General features: G+C 67.6%; 21 protein-coding genes. 13 read left to right on the forward strand and 8 right to left on the reverse strand.

The window, feature by feature from the left end:
• The first annotated feature begins 267 nt into the window (after positions 1–267).
• Positions 268–1266 carry a polyprenyl synthetase family protein gene (locus tag ACW6W5_RS04080; protein ID WP_152153495.1) on the forward strand — a complete coding sequence of 333 codons (999 nt, stop codon included), beginning with the start codon at positions 268–270 and terminating at the stop codon, positions 1264–1266.
• A 29-nt stretch (positions 1267–1295) separates the two neighbouring features.
• On the opposite strand, the gene ACW6W5_RS04085 is transcribed toward ACW6W5_RS04080, so the two are convergent.
• Complete coding sequence (locus ACW6W5_RS04085) at positions 1296–2096, reverse strand: dienelactone hydrolase family protein (RefSeq protein ID WP_152153497.1); 801 nt, start codon at positions 2094–2096, stop codon at positions 1296–1298.
• Between the two features lie 196 nt (positions 2097–2292).
• Here ACW6W5_RS04085 and ACW6W5_RS04090 point away from each other — a divergent pair, with 196 nt between their 5' ends.
• The gene (locus ACW6W5_RS04090) at positions 2293–2889 is read left to right on the forward strand and encodes an SMI1/KNR4 family protein (RefSeq protein ID WP_152153499.1); all 597 of its coding nucleotides are present in this window, start codon (positions 2293–2295) and stop codon (positions 2887–2889) included.
• A 64-nt stretch (positions 2890–2953) separates the two neighbouring features.
• Here ACW6W5_RS04090 and murD read toward each other — a convergent pair whose 3' ends face one another.
• From murD to ACW6W5_RS04105, 3 genes are read right to left on the reverse strand one after another with little or no spacing between them, the layout of a single operon-like run.
• Positions 2954–4363 (reverse strand): UDP-N-acetylmuramoyl-L-alanine--D-glutamate ligase, encoded by a 1410-nt coding sequence (gene murD / locus ACW6W5_RS04095; RefSeq protein WP_152153501.1) that lies wholly within the window; start codon positions 4361–4363, stop codon positions 2954–2956.
• Positions 4344–5696: a UDP-N-acetyl-alpha-D-muramoyl-L-alanyl-L-glutamate epimerase gene (murL, locus tag ACW6W5_RS04100; protein WP_152153503.1), complete on the reverse strand. Its 1353-nt coding sequence runs from the start codon at positions 5694–5696 to the stop codon at positions 4344–4346. The genes murD and murL overlap by 20 nt, the downstream gene beginning before the upstream one ends.
• A 33-nt stretch (positions 5697–5729) precedes the next feature.
• Positions 5730–8333, reverse strand: a complete 2604-nt coding sequence (locus tag ACW6W5_RS04105) for a bifunctional aspartate kinase/diaminopimelate decarboxylase (RefSeq protein WP_152153505.1) — start codon at positions 8331–8333, stop codon at positions 5730–5732.
• Positions 8334–8483: 150 nt separating this feature from the next.
• Between ACW6W5_RS04105 and ACW6W5_RS04110 the strand changes: the two genes are divergently transcribed.
• Positions 8484–9359, forward strand: a complete 876-nt coding sequence (locus ACW6W5_RS04110) for a PhzF family phenazine biosynthesis protein (RefSeq protein ID WP_152153507.1) — start codon at positions 8484–8486, stop codon at positions 9357–9359.
• Between the two features lie 16 nt (positions 9360–9375).
• Here ACW6W5_RS04110 and ACW6W5_RS04115 read toward each other — a convergent pair whose 3' ends face one another.
• Both ACW6W5_RS04115 and ACW6W5_RS04120 read right to left on the reverse strand, forming a co-directional pair.
• The gene (locus tag ACW6W5_RS04115; protein WP_226956676.1) at positions 9376–11049 is read right to left on the reverse strand and encodes an amidohydrolase; all 1674 of its coding nucleotides are present in this window, start codon (positions 11047–11049) and stop codon (positions 9376–9378) included.
• Between the two features lie 85 nt (positions 11050–11134).
• The gene (locus ACW6W5_RS04120) at positions 11135–11569 is read right to left on the reverse strand and encodes an OsmC family protein (RefSeq protein WP_152153509.1); all 435 of its coding nucleotides are present in this window, start codon (positions 11567–11569) and stop codon (positions 11135–11137) included.
• A gap of 365 nt (positions 11570–11934) precedes the next feature.
• Here ACW6W5_RS04120 and ACW6W5_RS04125 point away from each other — a divergent pair, with 365 nt between their 5' ends.
• The 4 genes from ACW6W5_RS04125 (at position 11935) to ACW6W5_RS04140 (ending at position 14246) form a co-directional block, all read left to right on the forward strand.
• Entirely contained in the window at positions 11935–12333 is a 399-nt protein-coding gene (locus tag ACW6W5_RS04125) for an HU family DNA-binding protein (protein ID WP_019185677.1), read from the forward strand.
• A gap of 314 nt (positions 12334–12647) precedes the next feature.
• Positions 12648–12959 carry a DUF3861 family protein gene (locus ACW6W5_RS04130; protein ID WP_226956677.1) on the forward strand — a complete coding sequence of 104 codons (312 nt, stop codon included), beginning with the start codon at positions 12648–12650 and terminating at the stop codon, positions 12957–12959.
• 52 nt (positions 12960–13011) lie between these two features.
• Positions 13012–13548 carry a hypothetical protein gene (locus ACW6W5_RS04135; RefSeq protein ID WP_152153511.1) on the forward strand — a complete coding sequence of 179 codons (537 nt, stop codon included), beginning with the start codon at positions 13012–13014 and terminating at the stop codon, positions 13546–13548.
• A gap of 101 nt (positions 13549–13649) precedes the next feature.
• Entirely contained in the window at positions 13650–14246 is a 597-nt protein-coding gene (locus ACW6W5_RS04140; RefSeq protein ID WP_088432783.1) for a DUF1439 domain-containing protein, read from the forward strand.
• A gap of 40 nt (positions 14247–14286) precedes the next feature.
• Here the strand turns inward: ACW6W5_RS04140 and ACW6W5_RS04145 are convergent, their stop codons facing one another.
• Together ACW6W5_RS04145 and ACW6W5_RS04150 are read right to left on the reverse strand one after the other, a co-directional pair.
• Complete coding sequence (locus tag ACW6W5_RS04145; RefSeq protein WP_121043220.1) at positions 14287–14829, reverse strand: type 1 glutamine amidotransferase domain-containing protein; 543 nt, start codon at positions 14827–14829, stop codon at positions 14287–14289.
• A gap of 121 nt (positions 14830–14950) precedes the next feature.
• Complete coding sequence (locus ACW6W5_RS04150; RefSeq protein WP_121043218.1) at positions 14951–15418, reverse strand: SET domain-containing protein; 468 nt, start codon at positions 15416–15418, stop codon at positions 14951–14953.
• Positions 15419–15590: 172 nt separating this feature from the next.
• Between ACW6W5_RS04150 and ACW6W5_RS04155 the strand changes: the two genes are divergently transcribed.
• The 6 genes from ACW6W5_RS04155 to ACW6W5_RS04180 are packed head-to-tail and all read left to right on the forward strand — an operon-like array spanning position 15591 to position 21264.
• Positions 15591–16043: an SUF system Fe-S cluster assembly regulator gene (locus tag ACW6W5_RS04155; RefSeq protein WP_026070170.1), complete on the forward strand. Its 453-nt coding sequence runs from the start codon at positions 15591–15593 to the stop codon at positions 16041–16043.
• A gap of 13 nt (positions 16044–16056) precedes the next feature.
• The gene (sufB, locus tag ACW6W5_RS04160; protein ID WP_121043216.1) at positions 16057–17532 is read left to right on the forward strand and encodes a Fe-S cluster assembly protein SufB; all 1476 of its coding nucleotides are present in this window, start codon (positions 16057–16059) and stop codon (positions 17530–17532) included.
• Entirely contained in the window at positions 17529–17939 is a 411-nt protein-coding gene (locus ACW6W5_RS04165) for a lysozyme inhibitor LprI family protein (protein WP_226956678.1), read from the forward strand. The genes sufB and ACW6W5_RS04165 overlap by 4 nt, the downstream gene beginning before the upstream one ends.
• Positions 17940–17984: 45 nt before the next feature.
• Positions 17985–18749, forward strand: coding sequence for a Fe-S cluster assembly ATPase SufC (gene sufC, locus ACW6W5_RS04170; protein WP_121043214.1), 765 nt, complete (start codon positions 17985–17987; stop codon positions 18747–18749).
• Positions 18749–20011, forward strand: a complete 1263-nt coding sequence (sufD, locus tag ACW6W5_RS04175; protein WP_152153513.1) for a Fe-S cluster assembly protein SufD — start codon at positions 18749–18751, stop codon at positions 20009–20011. Before sufC ends, sufD begins: the two co-directional genes overlap by 1 nt.
• The gene (locus tag ACW6W5_RS04180) at positions 20008–21264 is read left to right on the forward strand and encodes a cysteine desulfurase (RefSeq protein ID WP_121043210.1); all 1257 of its coding nucleotides are present in this window, start codon (positions 20008–20010) and stop codon (positions 21262–21264) included. The genes sufD and ACW6W5_RS04180 overlap by 4 nt, the downstream gene beginning before the upstream one ends.
• Positions 21265–21307 lie beyond the last annotated feature (43 nt).

Below are 21307 nucleotides of genomic sequence, written 5' to 3' on the forward strand. Positions count from 1 at the left end.
GGGGCCAGAAACGAACCCGACAAGCTTAGCGGGGCGCCTCCAGCGGTGGGGTCGCCTGCATACGTATTCACGCCGGATCGCGGTGCGCGGGGCGTTCCGGGCGCCCGGTCAGGCCGCGGCGCGCCCGGCATGTGGCAGGGGCCGGCGGCCAAGGTCGGCACGATCCGGCGCCCGTCCCCGCGCCTTGACCAGGCCACCGGCGCGTCTTCGCGGGCGGAATACGACCGCACCGCCTATAATTCCGCCCAAGCCTGAAAGTCAGACCGCATGACCATCACCGAAGACACCCGCCCCGCGCTGAGCCTGCCCCAGATCCAGACGCTCGCCGCGCCCGACATGGACGCCGTCGATGCGCTGATTCGTCGCCGACTGTCCTCGGATGTCGTGCTGATCAACCAGATCGCCGACCACATCATCTCGGCCGGCGGCAAGCGCCTGCGCCCGATGCTGGTGATGCTGGCCGGCCACGCGGTCGGCCAGGCCGGCCCGGAACACCATCAGCTGGCGGCAATCATCGAGTTCATCCACACCTCGACGCTGCTGCATGACGACGTGGTGGACGAATCCAGCCTGCGCCGCGGCCGCAGCACCGCCAATGCGCTGTGGGGCAATGCTCCCAGCGTCCTGGTCGGGGATTTCCTGTACTCGCGCAGCTTCCAGCTGATGGTCGAACTGGACCGCATGCCGGTCATGCGGATCCTCGCCGATACGACCAACCGGATCGCCGAGGGTGAGGTGCTGCAGCTGCTGCATGTCCACAACCCGGATACGGACGAAGCGGCCTATCTGCGCGTGATCGAGCGCAAGACCGCGGTGCTGTTCGCCGCCGGCACCCGTCTGGGCGCGCTGGCCAGCGGCGTGGACGAAGCCACCCAGCAGGCGCTGTACGACTACGGCATGGCGTTGGGCTACGCCTTCCAGATCGCCGACGACGTGCTGGACTACTCGGCCAATGCCGAGGAGCTGGGCAAGAATCTGGGCGACGACCTTGCCGAGGGCAAGGCCACGCTGCCGCTGATCCACGCGATGGCGCATTCCGATGCCACCACCCGCGAGCGCCTGCGCGAGATCGTGCAGAACGGTGACGCCGAGGCGATGCCCGAGGTGCTGGCGGCCATCCACGCTACCGGCGGGCTGGAATACAGCCGCGCCCGTGCCGAGGAATACGCCGATGCCGCCGAGCGTGCGCTCGACGGCCTGGCCGACAACGATGCCGTGGCCGCTCTTCGCGGGCTGGCCCGTTACGCGGTGCAGCGCTCGCATTGACCGGAGGCGTGCCGACCAACGGTCGGCACCTACCGGCGTGTCGTCTCGAACCGCTCCTCGAAGAACTCGTCCAGCGCCTTCCACGCGCGCTTGGCCGCGCGTTCGTTGTACTGGCACCCCGGCGGACTGTTCGCATCCGACTCGGCAAAGCAGTGCACCGCGCCGCTGTAGTTGGTGAACTCCCAGTCGACCTTGGCGGCGTTCATTTCCTGCTCGAAGCTGGCGATGTCGTCCTTGCTCACGCTCTTGTCGTCGGCGCCATTGAGCACCAGTACGGAGGGATGGGTCCCACCGGCCTTGGCCGGCAGCGGCGAGCCCAGCCCGCCGTGCAGACTGACAACACCGGCCAGCGGCGCACCGGCGCGGGCCATCTCCAGCACCGTGGTGCCGCCGAAGCAGAACCCGACCGCGCCGATCCGGCTCGCATCCAGCGGTGCCTTGCCGGCCTGCGCCTTCAGCACCTCGATCGCCTTGAGCGCACGCGCCCGCAGCACGGGGCGGTCATTGCGCAGCTTGGTCGCCACCGGACCCGCCTCGGCATCGGTCTTCGGGCGCACGCCCTTGCCGTACACATCGGCCACCAGCACCACGTAGTCATCGCCGGCCAGCTGCTTGGCCTTGGCGATGGCCGAGTCGTTGACGCCCTTCCAGTTGGGCACCATCACCAGGCCCGGGCGTTTGTCGTTGTCACTGTCGTCATAGACCAGCACCCCGCTGAAGGTGGTGCCATCCTGGGTCCACTCCACCGGCTTGGCCTGCATCGCCGCCAGCGCGGGCAGCGCCGTCATGCCCAACAGTACCGCTGCACCCCACCGCCATTGCGTGTTCATGCGCCTGCTCCCGACAGAAAGAGCCCCGAGTGTATGACGGTCGGCTGACGGGACCGTGTAGACGCGCCGGCGCGACGTGCAACCCCGTGATCTGGCAGGCCGGCCACGCCCGACCTCATCTGAATTAACTACCTCGAATTAACTACCTCCGTCCCTGTTATGGCAGGCTGGCCGGCCCCTGTGCATGGAACCCCTCATGAGCCTTGTCGACCGCTTCCTTTCCGGCCTGGTGCCGCGCCTGCCCGAAGATGATGCGCGGATGTGGGCCTGGGTCGAGGGCGCCAGCGCGGCCGATCTGGCGCGCCTGCGCGAGCGCTGGCCGCAGGTGCCCGAGAGCCTGGTCGCGCTGCTGGCGCGGGTGGATGGCACACATTTCCGCCCCTACCCGGGTGGCGAGGCGGTGGTGCTGATGCTGGGCTCGGATGTCGAGGAGGGGCACTACCCCTACTACCTGCGCTCGGTAGCGCAGGTATTCGAGGACAGCGTGCAGTGGGATGACAGCATCCGCTCGATCTACGAGGAGTGGCTGGAGGAAGACCCCGAGATTCTCGGCGAGGGCATTGACGCGGATCTGCCGATGGGCAAGCGCCTGTGCTTCTCGCACTGCATGAACAACGGTGGCACCTCGGTGCTGTATCTGGATTTCGATCCCGCACCGGGCGGCACGGCCGGCCAGGTGGTGCGCTACCTGCACGACCCGGACAGCTACCGGGTGATCGCGCCGAGCTTCGATGTCTATCTGCAGCAGCTCATCGACGGGGACTACGCGTTCATCGATGAAGAAGAAGCCTGATGCCTGCATCACCGGCGTAACCAGGGTGGATGACGTATCCCGCGTCGCCCCGGGGTAGAGCAGATCAGGCGATCCCGATGCCCGGAATCGCGGTGATCTGGTCCGGATCAAAGCCGGCCAGTTCGGCGAAATGGCGGCCACGGGCGACGTAGTCGCGGTACACGCCGTAGCTCGGCGCACCCGGCGACAACAGCACCACCCCGCCCTGCCCGCCAAGCGCGACCTGCGCCAGCCGCATGGCCTCGGGCAGATCGGCGGCGGCATGCAGACCGAAACGGCCTGCATCGGCCAACGGCTGCAGCAGCGCGTGGATGCGCGGGCCGTTGGCGCCCATCGTGACGATCTCCACCGGAGGCACGTCGTGCGCCATGTGCGCGACGAAGTCGTGCCAGTCCAGGCCACGATCATGCCCGCCCACCAGCAGCGCGATGCGGCGATCGGCGAAGCACTCCAGCGCCGCCAGACTTGCGTGCGGCGTGGTGCTGATCGAATCGTTGACGAAGGTGATCCCCTCGCGCGTACCGATGGTCTGCAGGCGGTTGGGGAGCGGGCGGAAGTCCTGCACCGCCGGGGCCAGTGCCACCGCGTCCAGGCCCAGCGCCTCGATCGCCGCCAGCACCGCGCACAGGTTGCCGCGGTTGTGTCGGCCGGGCAGCGGCGTGTGTGAGGTGTCGAACACGGCCTCCTCGCCGCGATGCACGACATCGCCGCGCATGTGCCAGCCCAACGGCTGGTTGAACCAGATGACCTCGCTCTCCGGCAACGACAACCCCGCCAGGTGCGGGTCGGCCGCGTTGAGCACCGCGGTCCGCGGCGCGGCCCCGGTGACCAGCTGCAGCTTGTCATCGATGTAGCGTGCTTCGCTGCCGTGCCAATCCAGGTGCTCGGGGAACAGGTTCAGCACGATGGCGACCTGCGGGTGCGCGCCACTGCGCGCGACCTCGCCGGTCTGGTAGCTGGACAGTTCCACTGCCCAGTACTGCGGCACCGGCTGCGGGGCCAGCACTTCCAGCAGCGGCAGGCCGATGTTGCCGATCAGCCCGGTGCGCGCGCCCGAAGCACGCAGCAGATGTGCCAGCAGCGCGGTGGTGGTGCTCTTGCCCTTGGTACCGGTCACGCACACGGTGTCGTGCACGATGCCGTCGGCAGCGGCGTGCTCGGCGAACCACAGCGAGGTACCGCCGATGAACTGCGTGCCCTGCGCGGTGGCGTGCAGCGCTGCCTCCCCATATGGGCTGATGCCCGGCGATTTGATCACCACCTCGAAGGCGGCCAGCGCCAGGCCGGTGACATCCGAACGAACCGTCAGCGCCCCCTGGGTTTCCTCACGCGCACCGGCGGCCTCGGCCTCCGGGCAGAACAACGTCAGCGGCAGCGACGGCAACCGCTGCTGCAGGACGCGGAACGCGGCGCGCCCCTCACGTCCCCAGCCCCACAACGCAACGCGCTTGCCTTCAAGCTGCGAAATTCGCACGCAGACGCTCCCAGATCGCCGGCGGAATGCGGTGCTGGCCTTCCAGTGCCAGCAGCGGTTCGATCTGCAGTTCAGTGGCATCCAGCTGCGGGCGGATCTCGTGGACGAAGCGCTTCACCAGCGCGTCTTCATTCCATTCCGGGCGCGCGGCCAGGGTCGCCATCGCAGCGCGCGATTCGCGGCCTTCGCCCACGCACTCGAACGGCTTGTGGTCCTGGAACTCCAGCAGCGCATCAAAGCCCGGGGCCTGCTCGATATCGTCGAGCAGGTTGCGGCCGAAGATGCCGACCAGGCGCATCTTGGGCATGAACGGGGCCAGCGCCAGGAACACGAAGTGGCACTTCGGGCAGACGCCGCACCAGCGGTTCACCGGGCGCTCGCCCAGGATGTGGAAATTGCGGTTGCAGCTGGAGAAATGCGCGTCGTAGACATCGCTCTTGGCGAACTGACGCGCCACCGCCAGCTCCGAGAGCGGGCGCAGCAGCGAGTAATAGTGCAGGTCCGCGGCGACGTGGCGTTCCAGATGCTCACCGAAGGCCTGTTCGAACGCCCAGCCCTTCGACCACTGGTGATTGACCTCGCCGGTGCCCGGAATCTGGCTGCCATAGCTGGCCGAGCGCTCGTTGGAGAACACCACCTGGTCCACGCCCTGCAGCAGCGCGGCCAGCACCAGGATCGCCGAGTTCACCGCGGTGACCGGGATATGGCCGTTCCAGGCGCCCTGACGGTTGAGCTCGAACAGCTCCGGGGCCAGCGTGCGGCCGATGTTGAGGATCGGCAGGCCGGTGCGCTCGGCGCAGGCGCGGATCAGCTGCGAGCCGCCAATCCACGTGACCGTTTCGGCGATACCCAGGCTGCGCAGCGCTTCGATGCTGACCAGCGAATCCTTGCCGCCGCCGATGGCGACCAGCGCGTGTTCGCGCAGGCCCAGCGCCGGTGCGGCGAAGGCTTCGCCCTCGACCGGCAGGCGGAAGCGGCCACGCAGGTTCAGGCCATTGCGGTAGGCGAATTCGCCCAGGCCGTTGAGGTACACCGTCTCGACCAGTGCCGCGGTGGCCGCGTCAATGGTGTAGCTGTCGATGCGCACCTGCTCGGGCACGCCGGCTTTGTAGTAGCTCACCCCGGCCATCAGGTGCAGCAGGCGCAGGGCGCGCTGCACCGCCTCGGCGCGGTCACCGTCGAGCACGAACGGCGCGCCCGGGATGGTCACCGTCTCGATCAGCTCCGGGCCGTCATCGAAGGCGTAGACCAGCTGCGCCACGCCGGTGCCCGCGGCGAATTCGCAGCGGACGAAGCGGAAAACGGCAACCTGGTGTTTATCAAAAGCAGTCATGGTGTATCCGGTTTGAATGGCGGCAGGCAGCGGTCAATGGCCATCATCGATGACGTCCTCACGCGGCAGCTCGCGCTGGTTGTAAGTGTTGGCCATGACGTAGCCATACGCGCCGGCGTCGGCGATCAGCATCACATCGTCCGGCGCGGTCGAGGCCGGCAGGCGGCGGCGCTTGCCGAACACGTCGCTGGATTCGCAGATCGGGCCGACCACATCGAACATCGCTTCGGAGTAGCCACTCAGGCGGCTGAGGTTCTCGATGTCATGCCAGGCGTCGTACAGCGCCGGGCGCATCAGCGTGTTCATGCCCGCATCCAGACCGACGCGGCGGATGCCGTCCTTTTCCACCACCTGGGTGGCCCGCGTCAGCAGCACGCCGGACTCGGCCACCAGGTAGCGGCCCGGTTCGATCGCCAGGCGGAACGCCGGGTGCACGGCCTTCACTTCGGCCAGGCCGATCGCCCAGGCCTCCAGATCGAACGGCTCGTCGTCGGCGCTGTACGGGATCGGCAGGCCACCGCCGATATCGATGGTCTCGATGCTGCCGATGCGGCGGGCGAACCCGGCCAGTTCATCGCACATCAGGCGCCAGTGCTGCGCGGTTTCCACGCCGCTGCCCAGGTGCGCATGCAGGCCGACCACGCGGGTGCCCAGCTCGCCGGCGATGCGGACGAACTCATCCACGCGGGCGATCGGCAGGCCGAACTTGGAGTCCTTGCCGCCGGTGCGGACCTTGGCATGGTGGCCTTCGCCACGGCCCAGATCCACGCGCAGCCAGAGCTCGCGGTTGCTGAACAGTTCCGGCCAGCGCTGCAGGGCTTCCACGTTGTCCAGCGTGACGGTGACACCCAGCGCGAACGCGGCATCGTACTCGGCATGCGGCGCGAAGCTGGGGGTGAACAGCACGCGCTTGGGCGACAGCGTCGGCAGGGTGTTGAACACGTGCTTGAGCTCGCCGTGCGACACGCACTCCAGGCCGAAGCCTTCCTGCTCCAGCACTTCCAGGATGGCCGGGTGCGAGTTGGCCTTGATCGCGTAGTAACGCTGGTCGATCGCCTTGATCGCGTTCAGCGCGCGCGCACGCGCCCGCACCGTTGGCAGGTTATAGACGTAGCGCGGCGTCCCGGCCTGGGCGAGCGTCAGCAGATGCTCGCGCTGGCCCCGCCACCAGGCGGTTTCGCGCGGGCGGATGGTGCCGGCGATTTCGCGCCAGCGCGGGCCGAACACTTCGCCCTCTTCCACCGGCATCGCGCCGCTGTCGATCAGTTCGGCGTGCAGGATCGGCAGCAGGCCGTCCGCGTCCGCCTCGTCGATGACGAAGGTCAGGTTCAAGTCATTGGACGACTGCGAAATCATGTGCACGCGTTCGCGGCCGAAGGTGGCCCACACGTCCGAGAGCTTGTGCAGCATCGAGCGCATGCCGCGGCCGACCAGCGTGATTGCCGCGCACGGCACGATGATCTTGACCTTGCAGATCTGCGAGAGGTCGGCCGACAGCGCGGCCAGCACATCGGTGCTGACCAGGTTTTCGGACGGGTCCAGCGAGACGGTCACGTTGGTTTCGGCCGAACCGATCAGGTCCACGGAGAGGCCGTGCTTCTTGAACAGCCCGAACACGTCGGCCAGGAAGCCGACCTGCTGCCACATGCCGATGCCTTCCATCGAGACCAGCACGATGCCGTTGCGGCGGCTGATCGCCTTCACACCCGGCACCGCCGCGGCATTGCCATCGATGCTGGTGCCCGGCAGCTCGGGGCGCTCGGTATCCAGGATCGCCATCGGCACGCCGGCATCGCGGCACGGCTTGATCGAACGCGGGTGCAGCACCTTGGCGCCGGTCGTCGCGATTTCCTGCGCTTCGTAATAGTCCAGGCGGGTCAGCAGGCGCGCGTCGGGCACGTCCTTCGGGTTGGCGCTGAACATGCCCGGCACATCGGTCCAGATCTCCACGCGGCTGGCGCCGAGCAGCGCACCGAAGTACGCCGCCGAGGTATCCGAACCGCCGCGACCGAGGATGGCGGTGCCCCCATCGGCATGGCGGGAGATGAAGCCCTGGGTGATCAGCATGCGGGTCGGCTGGGCGCGGAAACGCGCGGCCCAATCGGCCTCGGCACGCCACTGGCAGTTCACCGACAGGCGCTGCGACCACTCGCTCTGGCTGGGTTGCGGCGGCAGTGCATCGAGCCACTCGCGTGCATCCATCCAGCCGAAATCCAGGCCACTGGCGCGCAGATAGGCCGCACCGACGGTCGAGGACAGCAGTTCGCCCTGGCCCAGCACCTCGGCCTGCCACTCCAGCGGCCGAGCGGCGGCACGCGGATCGTCCAGCAGCCCGGCCAGCGCGTCCAGACGCACGTCCAGCGCGGTGGCGTCCAGCGCCAGCTCGGTCAGGAATTCGCGGTGGCGCGCGACCAGCGCGGCGACACGGTCGCGGCTGTCGGCGGCGCCATCGGCGATCGCGGTGAGTTCGTTGGTCACCCCGGACAGCGCCGATACCACCACCAGCACGCGCGAGCCCGTTTCTTCCGCCCGTTTTTTCGCCAGTTTGCCGATGGTGTCCCAGCGGTGACGACGCGACACGGAGGTGCCGCCGAACTTCAGTACGATCCAGCGATCGACAAGGGGGGAAGCTGACATGGAGGTGGAGGTTTGGGTAGTGAGGGGGATCGCCCGGCACGCCGGGCCGAACCCCCGATTCTATGCCAAGCCTGCCCGTTGCAGGGGCCGGGCCCGCAATGCGGCCCCGGTTGGTAAGCTGCCCGCCCGTTTTTCGTTGAGCGCCCCGCCATGACCTCCCGTCGTTTCCTGCAGCTGGATGTGTTCTCGCCCTACCCCGGCGCCGGCAACCCGCTGGCCGTCGTGCTCGATGCACAGGGCCTGGACGAGACGGCGATGCAGGCCATCGCCCGCTGGACCCGCCTGCCGGAGACCACCTTCGTGTTCCCACCCGCCGCCCCGAGCGCGAGCTACGGCATCCGGATGTTCAGCCCGCAGAAGGAAGTTCCGTTCGCCGGCCACCCCAGCGTGGGCACCGCGCATGCCGTGCTGGAGCTGGGCGTGGCCGCACCGGTCGAGGGCGTGCTGGTCCAGGACGGCATCGCCGGTGCCCTGCCGCTGCGGGTGGATGGCAGCGGTGACGCCCGCACCATCGCGATCCGTACCCCGCGCGCCGCAGTGGCCGAAGTGACCACTGCCGCCGACCCGCGCCTGCAGGCCGCGCTGGCGGGCTGGCCGCTGGGCAATCTGCCGCCGGCGCGCATGGCCGGTGGCCGCAGCTGGTGGGTGGTGGAACTCGCTGACGAGGCCGCCCTGCGCGCGCTCACCCCCGATTGGGATGCCGTGGCCACCTTGGCCGAGGCCACCGACAGCATGGGGGTATTCGCCTATGCACGCAGCCAGGGCCAGGCGTGGGATCTGGCGGTGCGTGCGTTCGTCGGCAATGGCCGTCGCTTTGAAGATGCCGCCTCCGGTGCGGCCAATGCGGTACTGGCCGCGTGGCTGGACAGCCGCGATGCGCTGCCCGGCACCGCGCACGGCTACGTCGTCAGCCAGGGCCGTGAAGTGGGCCACGATGCGCGCCTGACCCTGCGCATCGATGACCATGGCGATGTCTGGTCCGGCGGCCAGGTGCAGACCGTCATCCGCGGCACGCTGGACTGGTGATCCCGGCGGCGGCGCGTCAACGCGCCGTGTCGTACACCGGTGCGCCATCGACCCAGGTCGAACGCACCTGCAGGTCGGCCAGGGCGGCCGGGGCGATGCTGAGCGGATCGCGATCAAGCACGACGAAATCCGCGTGCAGGCCGGGCTGCAACCGGCCGACCTGGGCCTCGTCATGGCCTGCCCACGCGGCATCGGCGGTGAACCCCCGCAGCGCTTCGGCCGCGGTCAGGCGCTGATCGGGCTGCCAGCCGCCCGGCGGTTGGCCCGCACGGTCCTGGCGGGTGACCGCGGCATACAGGCCCAGGCGCGGATCCACCTGTTCCACCGGGAAGTCCGAACCAAGCGCGAGCCGGGCACCGGAGCTCAGCATCCGCCGCCACGCATAGGCCCCGAGGATGCGCTCGGGACCGACCCGATCCTGCGCCCAGCCCATGTCCGAGGTGGCGTGGGCAGGTTGCATCGAGGCGATCACGCCGAGCTGGGCAAAGCGCGGAATGTCCTCCAGCGCCACCACCTGCGCATGCTCGATCCGCCAGCGATGATCGCTGCTGCGACGCTCGCCCAGCACCCTGGCGTAGGTGTCCAGCGCGATCCGGTTGCCTCGATCGCCGATCGCATGGGTGGCGACCTGGACATGACAGGTATCGGCTTTGCGCACCGCCGTTTCAAACTCGGCCGGCGAGGTCACCAGCAAGCCGCGGTTGTGCGGGTCGTCGCTGTAGTCAGCCAGCAGCGCGGCGCCGCGGCTGCCCAGCGCGCCATCCATGAACAGCTTGACCCCGCGCATTTCAAGGCGGCCACCGGGATGCTGGTACGCGCCCTGTGCACACAGATCAGCCAGCGCATCGCCATTACCATCGGCATACGCATCGATACGCAGCGGCAGCGTGCCGGCATCGGCGAAGCGGCGCATCAGAGCCAGATCGGCGCGCGATACGCCCATGTCGTGCACACCGGTCAGGCCGTGGCTGACCGCTTTATCCAGTGCGCGGGTCAGCATCTGCTCGCGGGCTGCGTCGCTGGGCGCCGGGATCGCCGCCTGCACCAGGGTCATCGCTTCATCGACGAACACCCCGCTCGGCTGCCCCTTCGCATCGCGCACGATGCGACCACCGGCCGGCTGCCAGCTGCCCTTCAGCGCGCGTTGGCCGGGCTGCCGTGCGACCGCGCGCAATGCCGCGCTGTTGCCCCAGCCCGCGTGACCATCGATGCGACCCAACCAGACCGGTCGGTCCGGGAACGCCGTGTCGAGATCGGCCGCGCTCGGGAACTGCTTGTCCGGCCACCGGTTCTGGTCCCAGCCGCTGCCCAGCAGCCAGCCCTCGGGGTTGTCGGCCGCAAAGCGCTGCAGGCGCGCCACGATGTCCTGGGTACTGGTCGCACCGGTGAGATCGGCCTGCATCAGCGTGCCGCCCAGGAACATCAGGTGTGCATGCGCATCGATGAGCCCCGGGATCACGGTGGCCTCGCCGACGTCGGTCAGCGCTGCCAGTGGATACAGCGTCAACAGTGCCTGCCGATCACCAACGGCGAGCACGCGCCCGGTGTCGGTATCCCACGCCAGCGCAGTGGCGACGGGCGCGTCGGGATCCCCGGTATGGATGGTCGCGGCGGTCAGCAGGCGCACATCGGCCTGCGCGGTGCCGGCCAGCAGGCAGGCCATCAGGGTGGCAAGAGCGGTCGGACGCATGCAGATACCCCACAACAGGAAAGCGGCGACTATGCGGCCGCCGCTTTCCCATCACAATCTGCTGTGCACCAATCGCTGGCGCGGATCAGCCGGCCAGCTCGGCCTCCAGGCTGATCGGCACTGCACTGAGCGCCTTGGAGACCGGGCAGTTCTGCTTGGCGTCATCGGCGATGGCACGGAACTGGGTGGCCTCGATGTTCGGCACCACGGCCTTCACCTTCAACGTGATCTGCGACAGCTGCGGGCCACCTTCCATCGAAAGGTCCACCTTGGCTTCGGTATCCAGCGAGGTGGGCACGAAACCGGCCTCGGTGAGCTTGGCCGACAGCGCCATCGTGAAGCAGCCGGCATGTGCAGCGGCGATCAGCTCTTCCGGGTTGGTGCCCTTCTCATCGCCGAAGCGGCTGCTGAAGGCATAGCGTGTTTTGTCCATCAAGCCGCTCTGGGGCGTGCTCAATTGTCCCTTGCCTCTCTTGAGGTCACCTTCCCAATGCGCGGTGGCGTGGCGTGAAATACCCATCGTGAGATCTCCTGCGGCGTGAATGACCAGACCAGCCTAGACCGTGCCGCGTTAGTGCCATGTCTGGCTGCCGTCAGCGGCATGGCAGGTGGCGCTCCCAGCTGAATCGGCCCTCAAGATCGATGCTGTTTTCAAGTGGTTTTCGTGCGACAGTCGGGGTGCGACGGTCCATGACCGATGGCACCCGCCGCGAGGGCGGACCCTGTTTTTTGGCTATGACCTGATGCACTGCGGTAACGAAGGGCGTGGAAATCACGAATTTTTATGCGTCTGCCTATTGGCGGCGCCCCATAGTTGCCCTACATTTCGCTTGCCGACGGGGTTCGGCGCGACCAAACAACCAACCGTTCACGGAACAGGAAACCATGGCAAAGACCGCTAAGAAGGCTGCCCCGAAGAAGGCAGTAAAGAAAGTCGCTACGAAGGCAGCCGCGAAGCCGGCCGCTCCCAAGCCGATCAAGGAAGTGCTGAGCAAGTCTGGTCTGGTTGCACACATCGTTGAAGCGTCCGGCGTTGTCGCCAAGGACGTGCGCGCCGTGCTCGCCTCGCTGGAAGGCGCCGTCGCCGCTTCGGTGCACAAGAAGGGCGCGGGCAGCTTCACCCTGCCGGGCCTGCTGAAGATCTCCACCGTCAGCGTGCCGGCCAAGCCGAAGCGCAAGGGCATCAACCCGTTCACCAAGGAAGAGCAGTGGTTTGCCGCCAAGCCGGCGTCGACCAAGCTGAAGGTGCGTCCGCTCAAGAAGCTCAAGGACGCCGCGCTCTAATCTGCGCGCTTCCTGCAGCACCTAAACGGGACGGCATAAGCCGTCCCGTTTTTTTTGGTCATCTCCAGGCGGCGGCCTGGGGACAGTTGCCGAAGGCGTGCCGGTCGCTGCGGGCTCGGCGTGCCTAGCGAAACACAGCGTTTCCAAAGACGTTCGCGCCGCCTGCTTCCTGCGCAGATGCCTGCCCTGCCGTGATCCAGGGCATAGCAGAACCGACCGGAACGCACAGGGTGGAACACTGCGTGCGACCGCGCCTGTCGTCGCGGTACGCCTCGCGCCCTATGGTGGCCTTGTCCCCCACCGCGCAGGCAGCCATGGCCAGCTCTTCTTCCCAGCGTTACCGCATCACCGTCACCCCGATCGAAAAGGACGGCCTTCAGTGCAGCGGGCGCTGCACCATCGAGCTGGAGCACCGTGCGCAGCAGGATTGGATGCGCCTGCTGGAAATCGCGCGGCGCAACACCGGGCTCAGCGGTGACGAACGTGCCGCGGCCATCGTGGCCACCCAGCTGCTGCGCGACCTCGCCCAGCGCCACGCCGAGGAACCCGGCCATCCGCTCACCGTGCTGCAACCGCAGCTGGACGAGGTGCTCGCCGCGTTGGAGTCGATCCAGGGCGCGCCCTGAGCCAAGCGCCGGGCGTGGCGCTACACTCGGCGCTCTCCGGGGAGAGTCCTGCATGCGCCGCGCCGTCCTGTTGCTTCCGCTGCTGTTCCTGCAGGGCTGCTCCTGCCAGCAGCAGCCGCCCATGACCGAGTCACCTGCGGCGCCCGAAGGCGCAGCGGACGCCGATGACGTGCCGCCTCGGCACAGTGCACCGACGCCCCCACCCACCGCCGCGGCACCGACCGCGCTCAGCGCAGTGGCCGCGGACGCACTGGATGAGCCTTCGCTGGTGCATCGCTATCTGAGTGCATTGGCGCAGGGCGACGTCGCCACCGCCGACGCGCAGTGGACCGGCGGCGGCCCGGGCGGCCACCCGGACGATGCCGCCCTTCGCGCACTGCCCGACTTCCGCGGGCTGCGCATCAAGACCGGCGCGCCCATCGCACGCGACACCGCCCAGCCCTCCCGGCTGCGCGAAGTGCCGGTCCAGATCCGGGTCAGCACCGACACACGCACACTTCGTTTCGAGGGCTGGTATCGGCTGCAACCCCGCGCGGATGGGAGCGGGTGGGAAATCCACGGCGCCTCGATCCAGCCGGTGCTGAACTGACTGCATCGCAGGGCGCGCCATCGCATCCTGACCGCGCACGTCAAAGCTGGATTCAGCCGCGCGCGCTATTGTTGGCATCTCATTCCCCACGGCCTGCCGCCATGAACGTTCGCCCGCTGTTGTCCCGCCTCGCCGCCTGCACCGTGCTGCTGGCCGCCGCCATCGGCGCGCAGGCCGCGCCCAGCGTATCCGGCCGCCAGCTGTCCGTCGGCGCTACCGATGTGCAGCAGTACCTCGACGGCAGCTTCCCGCGCACGCAGAACGCGCTGGGGGGCCTGATCGCAATGACGATGAGCCATCCGCAGCTGACCCTTCCGCAGGGCAGCCGGCTGGACCTGGGCTTCGATGTCGCCATGGCGACCGCCGGCGGCAACCCGGCGCCGCTGGGCAAAGTGAAGCTGAGCAGCGGCCTGCGCTACGACGCGCAGACACAGGGCTTCCACCTGCAGGAGCCGACGGTCGATGATTTCACCCCGGCCAACAACGGCGGCAAGCTGGATTCACGTACGCGCGGCCTGCTCAATGCCTGGCTCACCGATTACGCCCAGCGCGAACCGATCTACAAGATCGACCCGAGCGTGGCCGCGGTGCTCGGCACGCTGCAGGTGCAGTCGGCCCAAGTGGAGAACGGCAAGCTGGTGGTCACCTTCAACCAGGATCTCGGCGCGCTGGTGCCGGCCGGGTTGCTGAGCAAGTAACGCGATTGTGGGCACCGACCCTGGGTCGGTGCCCACACGATCAACCGGCCAATGCCTTGGCCACCGCATCGGCGAAGGCGGGAATATCCCCCGGCTTGCGGCTGGTGATCAGGCCACCATCCACCACCACTTCGGCATCGGTCCACTCGGCACCCGCATTGCCCAGATCGGTTTTCAGCGACGGCCACGAGGTGACCTTGCGGCCCTTGGCCAAGCCGGACTCGACCAGCAGCCACGGCCCGTGGCAGATCGCGGCGACCGGCTTGCCCGCCGCGCCGAAGGCCTTGATCAGCGCGACCGCGTCGGTGTCGATGCGCAGTTTGTCGGGATTGATCACGCCGCCGGGCAGTACCAGTGCGTCGTAATCGCCGGCCTTCGCGCCTTTCAGCGGTGCATCGACCGTGACGTCCTCGCCCCAGTCCTTGTCTTTCCAGCCGCGGATCGTGCGGGCGTCACCGGGGGCGATCACCTTGACCGAGGCGCCCCAGGATTCCAGCAGGCGCTTGGGTTCCTGCAGCTCGGACTGTTCGAAGCCATCGGTGGCGAGGATTGCGATGTGCTTGCCGTTGAGTGCGTGTGCCATGGAGCGGCTCCAGTAAGTAGGAGCGCTCAGTGTGGCCGCGGGCGCATTGGGCGGCGGTGACCACGATGTGCACATCGTGTCGGGACAGCCACCGGCCCATGGCCGGTGGCGACCGGAGGGATCAGCGCTTGGGCTGCAGCATCGTGCCGGTGCACTGCTTCGAACCGCAGCGGCACTCCCAGATCTTCTTCAGGCGCGCGGTGTGACGCTCGGCCAGGGTGATGCCGTAGTTGTAGGTCAATTCATCGCCCGGCTTGATGTCCTTGATCGCCTCGATGAATACCTTGTCCTCGCGGCGGTTGTCACCCTCGGCTTCCTCGATCACTGCTTCGCAGTTCGGATCGCAGCTGTGGTTGAGCCAGCGCGCGTCGTTGCCCTTGTAGTTAGCATCGATGACGTAGTCGTCGTTGAGGGTGAACAGGAAGGTATGACCGCTCTCCACATCCCCGGTGTCGTCGGCGTCCACGTCGGCGTGGCTGCGCAGCAGACCCTTGTACTGGATGACCCGCTCGCCCTTCTTGATCGGCGCCAGCGCGAACACGCCATTGCCATGGATGGTGGACTTGCGGGCCTGGATCTTCTTGGGCATCTGGCTGACCGTTGCGGTGGGAAGCCCCGATTCTCGCTTAATCTTTGTGATTGCCAAAGCGATGCGGTCCAATACACGCCCAAGGCCGCCCTGCGGGCGCCTGAACGGGCGGGTTGGATGCCGCCGGAGAAAAGCGTACAATTTCAGTCCGCTTTATGGTTCTGCACCCCACATGCTCCGCGTCACCAAGCTCACCGATTACGCCACCGTCGTGCTGACCGTGCTCGCTGCCCGCCCGGGCGAGGTGCTCAGTGCCACTGAACTGGCCGAGTTCGCCCGTCTGGAACCGCCCACCGTCAGCAAGCTGCTCAAGCCGCTGGCCCAGGCCGGGCTGGTCGAAGGCCTGCGCGGCGTCCGCGGCGGCTACCGGCTGACCCGCGCGGCAGACCAGATCACGCTGTTCGAGATCGTGGAAGCCATGGAAGGGCCGCTGGGCCTGACCGAGTGCGCCCATGACCACAGCCAGTGCGGCCGCGAGCTGCAGTGTGGCGCGCGCAGCAGCTGGCGGATGATCAACGACGTGGTGTCCGAAGCGCTGCGCGCGGTCACCCTGGCGCAGATCCTGCCCCCTCTTCCCCTTGTTGACGCCCACCGCCGCGCGATCGCGGCGGATGTCGTCTCCTGATCAGGCAGCCCCCATGGCCACCGATACCCTCGATACCGTCGCCACCGGCGATACCCCCAACCGCGAGATCCATGAGCAGCTCGGCCGCAAGTACTCGGCAGGCTTCATCACGGACATCGAATCGGACTCGTTGCCGCCCGGCCTGGACGAGGACACCATCCGTGCCCTGTCCGCCAAGAAGGACGAGCCGGAGTGGATGACGCAGTGGCGCCTGGACGCCTACCGCCACTTCCTGACCATGCCGATGCCGGACTGGGCCAAGCTGCAGATCGCGCAGATCGACCTGCAGGCGTTGAGCTACTACTCCGCGCCAAAGGGCCCGAAGTACGCCTCGCTGGACGATGTGCCCAAGGAACTGCTGGACACCTACGACAAGCTCGGCGTGCCGCTGCATGAGCGCGCCAGGCTGGCCGGCGTCGCCGTGGATGCGGTGTTCGATTCGGTCTCGGTCGGCACCACCTTCCGCAAGGAACTGGCCGAGAAGGGCGTGATCTTCTGCTCCATGTCCGAAGCGATCAAGGAACACCCGGAACTGGTCAAGCAGTACCTGGGCACCGTGGTGCCGGTCGGCGACAACTACTTCGCCGCGCTCAACTCGGCGGTGTTCTCCGACGGCAGCTTCGTGTTCATCCCCAAGGGCGTGCGTTGCCCGATGGAACTGAGCACCTACTTCCGCATCAACGCCGGCCACACCGGCCAGTTCGAGCGCACGCTGATCATCTGCGAGGACAAGGCGTACGTGTCCTACCTGGAAGGCTGCACCGCGCCGATGCGTGATGAGAACCAGCTGCATGCCGCGGTGGTCGAGCTGGTCGCGCTGGACGATGCCGAGATCAAGTACTCCACGGTGCAGAACTGGTACCCGGGCGATGAGAACGGCGTGGGCGGCATCTACAACTTCGTCACCAAGCGTGCCGAATGCCGTGGTGCGCGCAGCAAGGTCACCTGGACCCAGGTCGAGACCGGCTCGGCGATCACCTGGAAATACCCGTCCTGCGTGCTGCTTGGCGATGATTCGGTCGGCGAGTTCCACTCGGTTGCGCTGACCCACCATCGTCAGCAGGCCGACACCGGCACCAAGATGATCCACATCGGCAAGCGCACCAAGAGCAAGATCGTCAGCAAGGGCATCAGCGCCGGCCATGGCCAGAACACCTACCGTGGCCTGGTGAAGATCGATCGCGGCGCCGAGGGCGCGCGCAATTACACCCAGTGCGATTCCCTGCTGATCGGCAAGAAGTCCGGCGCGCATACCTTCCCCTACATCGAGGTGAAGAACCCCAGCGCGACGGTCGAGCACGAAGCGACCACCTCCAAGATCTCCGACGACCAGCTGTTCTATTGCCGCGCCCGCGGCATCGATCAGGAAAATGCGGTGTCGATGATCGTCGACGGCTTCTGCAAGCAGGTCTTCCGCGAGCTGCCGATGGAGTTCGCCGTGGAAGCCAAGAAGCTGCTGGACGTCAGCCTGGAAGGCTCGGTCGGATGATCCGCATCCTGATCAGCCTGGGTCTGCTGCTGGGCGCGGTGGCGCCGGCGGCCGCGCAGGACGTGAAATGCGATCCGGGTGGCAACCAGCTCGAGCTCAATGCCTGCGCTGACGGCGAGTTCAAGCAGGCCGATGCCGAACTGAACGCGGTGTACCGCCAGATCGTGGCCAAGCTGGCCGGCGAGCCGGTCGCACTGGCAAAGATGAAAGCCGCGCAGCGCCTGTGGGTCCAGCTGCGCGACGCCGATCTGGACGCGCGCTACCCGGTGGGCGATGACGAGAACCCTCGCCTGCTGTACGGCTCGATGTACCCGATGCTGTATTCCGGCGCCAAGGCGGCCTTGACCACCGCGCGGGTCACTTACCTGCGCAACGAATTCCTCGAGCGCAGCGAATACGACCTCTGAGTCGCGCTGCCTCCAGTTCCCCTATCTGACAAGACGATTATCGACATGTTGAAGATCGACAACCTCCACGCACGCATCGGCGACAAAGACATCCTCAAGGGCCTCTCGCTGGACGTGAAGCCCGGCCAGGTGCACGCCATCATGGGCCCCAACGGCGCCGGCAAGTCCACCTTGGGCAACGTCCTGGCCGGCCGCGACGGCTATGAGGTGAGCGAAGGCAGTGTGCAGTTCGAAGGCCGTGATCTGCTCGAGCTGGCGCCGGAAGAACGCGCCGCCGCCGGCCTGTTCCTGGCCTTCCAGTACCCGGTGGAAATCCCGGGCGTGAACAACACCTACTTCCTGCGCGCCGCGCTCAACGCCCAGCGCAAGGCGCGCGGCGAGGAAGAACTGGACTCGATGCAGTTCCTCAAGCTGGTCCGCCAGAAGCTGGCCGTGCTGCACCTGAAGGACGAGCTGCTGCACCGCGGCGTCAACGAAGGCTTCTCCGGTGGCGAGAAGAAGCGCAACGAGATCTTCCAGCTGGCCGTGCTCGAGCCGAAGCTGGCGATCCTGGATGAAACCGACTCCGGCCTGGATATCGACGCGCTCAAAAGCGTGGCCGACGGCGTGAACGCGCTGCGTTCGCCGGACCGTTCCTTCATCGTGATCACCCATTACCAGCGCCTGCTCGATTACATCAAGCCGGACGTGGTGCATGTGCTGGCCGATGGCAAGATCGTGCAGAGCGGCGGCCCGGAACTGGCCCTGGAACTGGAAGCCCATGGCTACCACTTCCTGAAGGACCGCGTGGTGCCGGAGGCAGCGGTCTGATGAGCGCCCTGCTCGATTCCCTCGCCAGCGGCTTCTGCGGCAGCGATGCACGTCGCGCCGAGCTGGATGCCGCCCTGCAGGCCGGCCTGCCCGGCCCGCGCACCGAAGCCTGGAAATACACCTCCCTGCGCCAGCTGGAGCGTCGCAGCTTCCAGCCCGCCCCGCTCGCCCCGGCCATGGTCGATGCCGCCCTGCTGGCCGACATCCCGTCGCCGCGGCTGGTGTTCGTCAATGGTCGCCCGTCCGGCGCGCTGAGCGATGTCGCTGCAGTGCCGGCCGGTGTGCAGCTGGCCACCCTGTCCTCGGCACTGGCCGCGGGCGATGAAGCCGCTCGTTTCCTCGGCCGCCGCTTCGAGCGCAGCGAGGAAGTGTTCGCCCGCCTCAACGCCGCGCTCGCCGATGAGGGCGTGCTGCTGCGCGTGGAAGCAGGCGTGCAGGTCGAGGCGCCGCTGCAGCTGGTGTTCATCAGCGTGGCCGGCGATACCGACCTGTCCTGGCACCACCGCCACCTGATCCAGCTTCGTGCTGGCGCTGCGCTGGGCGTGGTCGAGCACCACCTGCATGTCGGTGATGCCGCGCACCTGGACAACACCCTGGTGCACGTCCATCTGGCGCAGGATGCGGTGCTCTCGCACGCCCGCGTGCAGGCCGATGCCACCCGCGCCACCTCGCTGCTGCGCACCGACGCCGTGCTGGCCCGTAACGCGCAGTACCGCCGCATCGATCTGGAGCTGGGCGCCGCGCTGAGCCGCCATGAGCTCAACGTCCGCCTGGAAGGCGACAACGCCCTGCTGACCGCCAACGGCGTGCTGCTTGGCAACGGCCGCCGCCATATCGATACCCGCCTGGGCATCGAGCACATCGCGCGTGATACCGCCTCGGAAATGGTCTGGCGAGGCGTGGCGGCCAACCGCAGCCGCGTGGTCTTCCACGGTGGCATCCACATCCGCGAAGGCGCCGATGGCACTGACGCCAACCTGTCCAACAAGAACCTGCTGCTCTCCGCCGATGCCGAGATCGATACCCAGCCCACGCTGGTGATCGATGCCGACGAAGTGAAGGCCGCCCACGGTGCCACGGTCGGTCAGCTCGATGCCAACGCGCTGTTCTACCTGCGCTCGCGTGGCCTGCCGGCCGATCGCGCGCAGCAGCTGCTGAGCGCGGCGTTCTGCCATGAACCACTGAACGCCCTCGACGCGCGCCTGACCGAGCAGCTCACCGCCCAGCTCGACCGTGCGCTGGCCTTGGCGGGCGTGGCATGAACCTGTCCACGCCGCGCCCGGTCGCCGATACCGGCGCCGCACCCGATTGGGACCGCGTGCGCCTGGACTTCCCGCTGTTGATGCGCGAAGTGCACGGCAAGCCGCTGGTGTATTTCGACAACGCCAACACCGGGCAGAAGCCGGTGCAGGTGATCGGCGCGGTGGACGAGTTCTACCGCCGCTACAACGCCAACGTCAGCCGTGCGGTGCATGCGCTCGGCACCGAAGCGACCGATGCCTACGAAGGCGCACGCAACAAACTGGCGCGCTTCCTCAACGTGCGCGCCAGCGAGCTGGTGCTGTGCAGCGGCACCACCTTCGCGATCAACCTGGTCGCCTATTCGTGGGCACTGCCGCGGCTGAAGGCCGGCGATGTCATCCTGGTCTCGCGCATGGAACACCACGCCAACATCGTGCCGTGGCAGCTGGTCGCCCAGCGCACCGGCGCGACGATCCGCGTGGCCGAGATCACCCCGGAGGGCGCATTGGATCTGGATGCGCTGCGCGCGGCCATGACCCCCGAGGTCAAGCTGCTCGCGGTTGCCCACGTCTCCAACGTGCTGGGCACGGTCAACCCGGTCCGCGAGATCTGCCGCGAAGCCCGCAAGCGCGGCATCATCACCGTGGTGGACGGCTCGCAGGCGGTGCCGCACCGCAAGGTCGACATCCCCGCGATCGGCTGCGACTTCTATGCCATCACCGGCCACAAGATGTGCGGCCCGACCGGCACCGGCGCGCTGTGGGCCAGGCGCGAGCATCTCGATGCCATGCCGCCGTTCCTCGGCGGAGGCGAGATGATCAAGGAAGTCAGCTTCGAGGGCACCGTGTTCAACGATGCCCCGCACAAGTTCGAGGCCGGCACCCCGAACATCGCCGGCTTCATCGGCCTGGGCGTGGCGGTGGATTACCTCGAGTCATTGGGCCTGGAGCACGTGGAAGCCCGCGAAGGCGAGCTGTTGGCGCACTTCACCGAAGAGCTGAACAAGATCGACGGCCTGCGCATCTTCGGCACCACGCCGGACAAGGCGGCGGTGGTCTCCTTCCTGGTGGACGGCGCGCATTCGCACGATCTGGCCACCCTGCTCGACCTGGAAGGCGTCGCCGTCCGCTCGGGCCAGCATTGCGCGCACCCGCTGCTGCAGTACTACGGCGTCGCCGCGACCTGCCGCGCCTCGCTGGCGTTCTACAACACGCATGACGAAATCGAGCGCTTCATCGTGGCGCTGAACAAGGTGCGCAAGCTGCTGGGCTGAGTCCGCCCCCGTCTGTGCCTCACCGGAACGCCGTGGCCTGCCA

The organism is Stenotrophomonas sp. IS26 (genome assembly GCF_054188265.1).

Bases quoted from the DNA above. Each gene is read 5' to 3' on its own strand.
- ACW6W5_RS04080 (WP_152153495.1), top strand. From the start codon at position 268: ATGACCATCACCGAAGACACCCGCCCCGCGCTGAGCCTGCCCCAGATC.
- ACW6W5_RS04085 (WP_152153497.1), bottom strand. From the start codon at position 2,096: ATGAACACGCAATGGCGGTGGGGTGCAGCGGTACTGTTGGGCATGACG.
- ACW6W5_RS04090 (WP_152153499.1), top strand. From the start codon at position 2,293: ATGAGCCTTGTCGACCGCTTCCTTTCCGGCCTGGTGCCGCGCCTGCCC.
- murL (WP_152153503.1), bottom strand. From the start codon at position 5,696: ATGACTGCTTTTGATAAACACCAGGTTGCCGTTTTCCGCTTCGTCCGC.
- ACW6W5_RS04105 (WP_152153505.1), bottom strand. From the start codon at position 8,333: ATGTCAGCTTCCCCCCTTGTCGATCGCTGGATCGTACTGAAGTTCGGC.
- ACW6W5_RS04110 (WP_152153507.1), top strand. From the start codon at position 8,484: ATGACCTCCCGTCGTTTCCTGCAGCTGGATGTGTTCTCGCCCTACCCC.
- ACW6W5_RS04115 (WP_226956676.1), bottom strand. From the start codon at position 11,049: ATGCGTCCGACCGCTCTTGCCACCCTGATGGCCTGCCTGCTGGCCGGC.
- ACW6W5_RS04120 (WP_152153509.1), bottom strand. From the start codon at position 11,569: ATGGGTATTTCACGCCACGCCACCGCGCATTGGGAAGGTGACCTCAAG.
- ACW6W5_RS04125 (WP_019185677.1), top strand. From the start codon at position 11,935: ATGGCAAAGACCGCTAAGAAGGCTGCCCCGAAGAAGGCAGTAAAGAAA.
- ACW6W5_RS04130 (WP_226956677.1), top strand. From the start codon at position 12,648: ATGGCCAGCTCTTCTTCCCAGCGTTACCGCATCACCGTCACCCCGATC.
- ACW6W5_RS04135 (WP_152153511.1), top strand. From the start codon at position 13,012: ATGCGCCGCGCCGTCCTGTTGCTTCCGCTGCTGTTCCTGCAGGGCTGC.
- ACW6W5_RS04140 (WP_088432783.1), top strand. From the start codon at position 13,650: ATGAACGTTCGCCCGCTGTTGTCCCGCCTCGCCGCCTGCACCGTGCTG.
- ACW6W5_RS04145 (WP_121043220.1), bottom strand. From the start codon at position 14,829: ATGGCACACGCACTCAACGGCAAGCACATCGCAATCCTCGCCACCGAT.
- ACW6W5_RS04150 (WP_121043218.1), bottom strand. From the start codon at position 15,418: ATGCCCAAGAAGATCCAGGCCCGCAAGTCCACCATCCATGGCAATGGC.
- ACW6W5_RS04155 (WP_026070170.1), top strand. From the start codon at position 15,591: ATGCTCCGCGTCACCAAGCTCACCGATTACGCCACCGTCGTGCTGACC.
- sufB (WP_121043216.1), top strand. From the start codon at position 16,057: ATGGCCACCGATACCCTCGATACCGTCGCCACCGGCGATACCCCCAAC.
- ACW6W5_RS04165 (WP_226956678.1), top strand. From the start codon at position 17,529: ATGATCCGCATCCTGATCAGCCTGGGTCTGCTGCTGGGCGCGGTGGCG.
- sufC (WP_121043214.1), top strand. From the start codon at position 17,985: ATGTTGAAGATCGACAACCTCCACGCACGCATCGGCGACAAAGACATC.
- sufD (WP_152153513.1), top strand. From the start codon at position 18,749: ATGAGCGCCCTGCTCGATTCCCTCGCCAGCGGCTTCTGCGGCAGCGAT.
- ACW6W5_RS04180 (WP_121043210.1), top strand. From the start codon at position 20,008: ATGAACCTGTCCACGCCGCGCCCGGTCGCCGATACCGGCGCCGCACCC.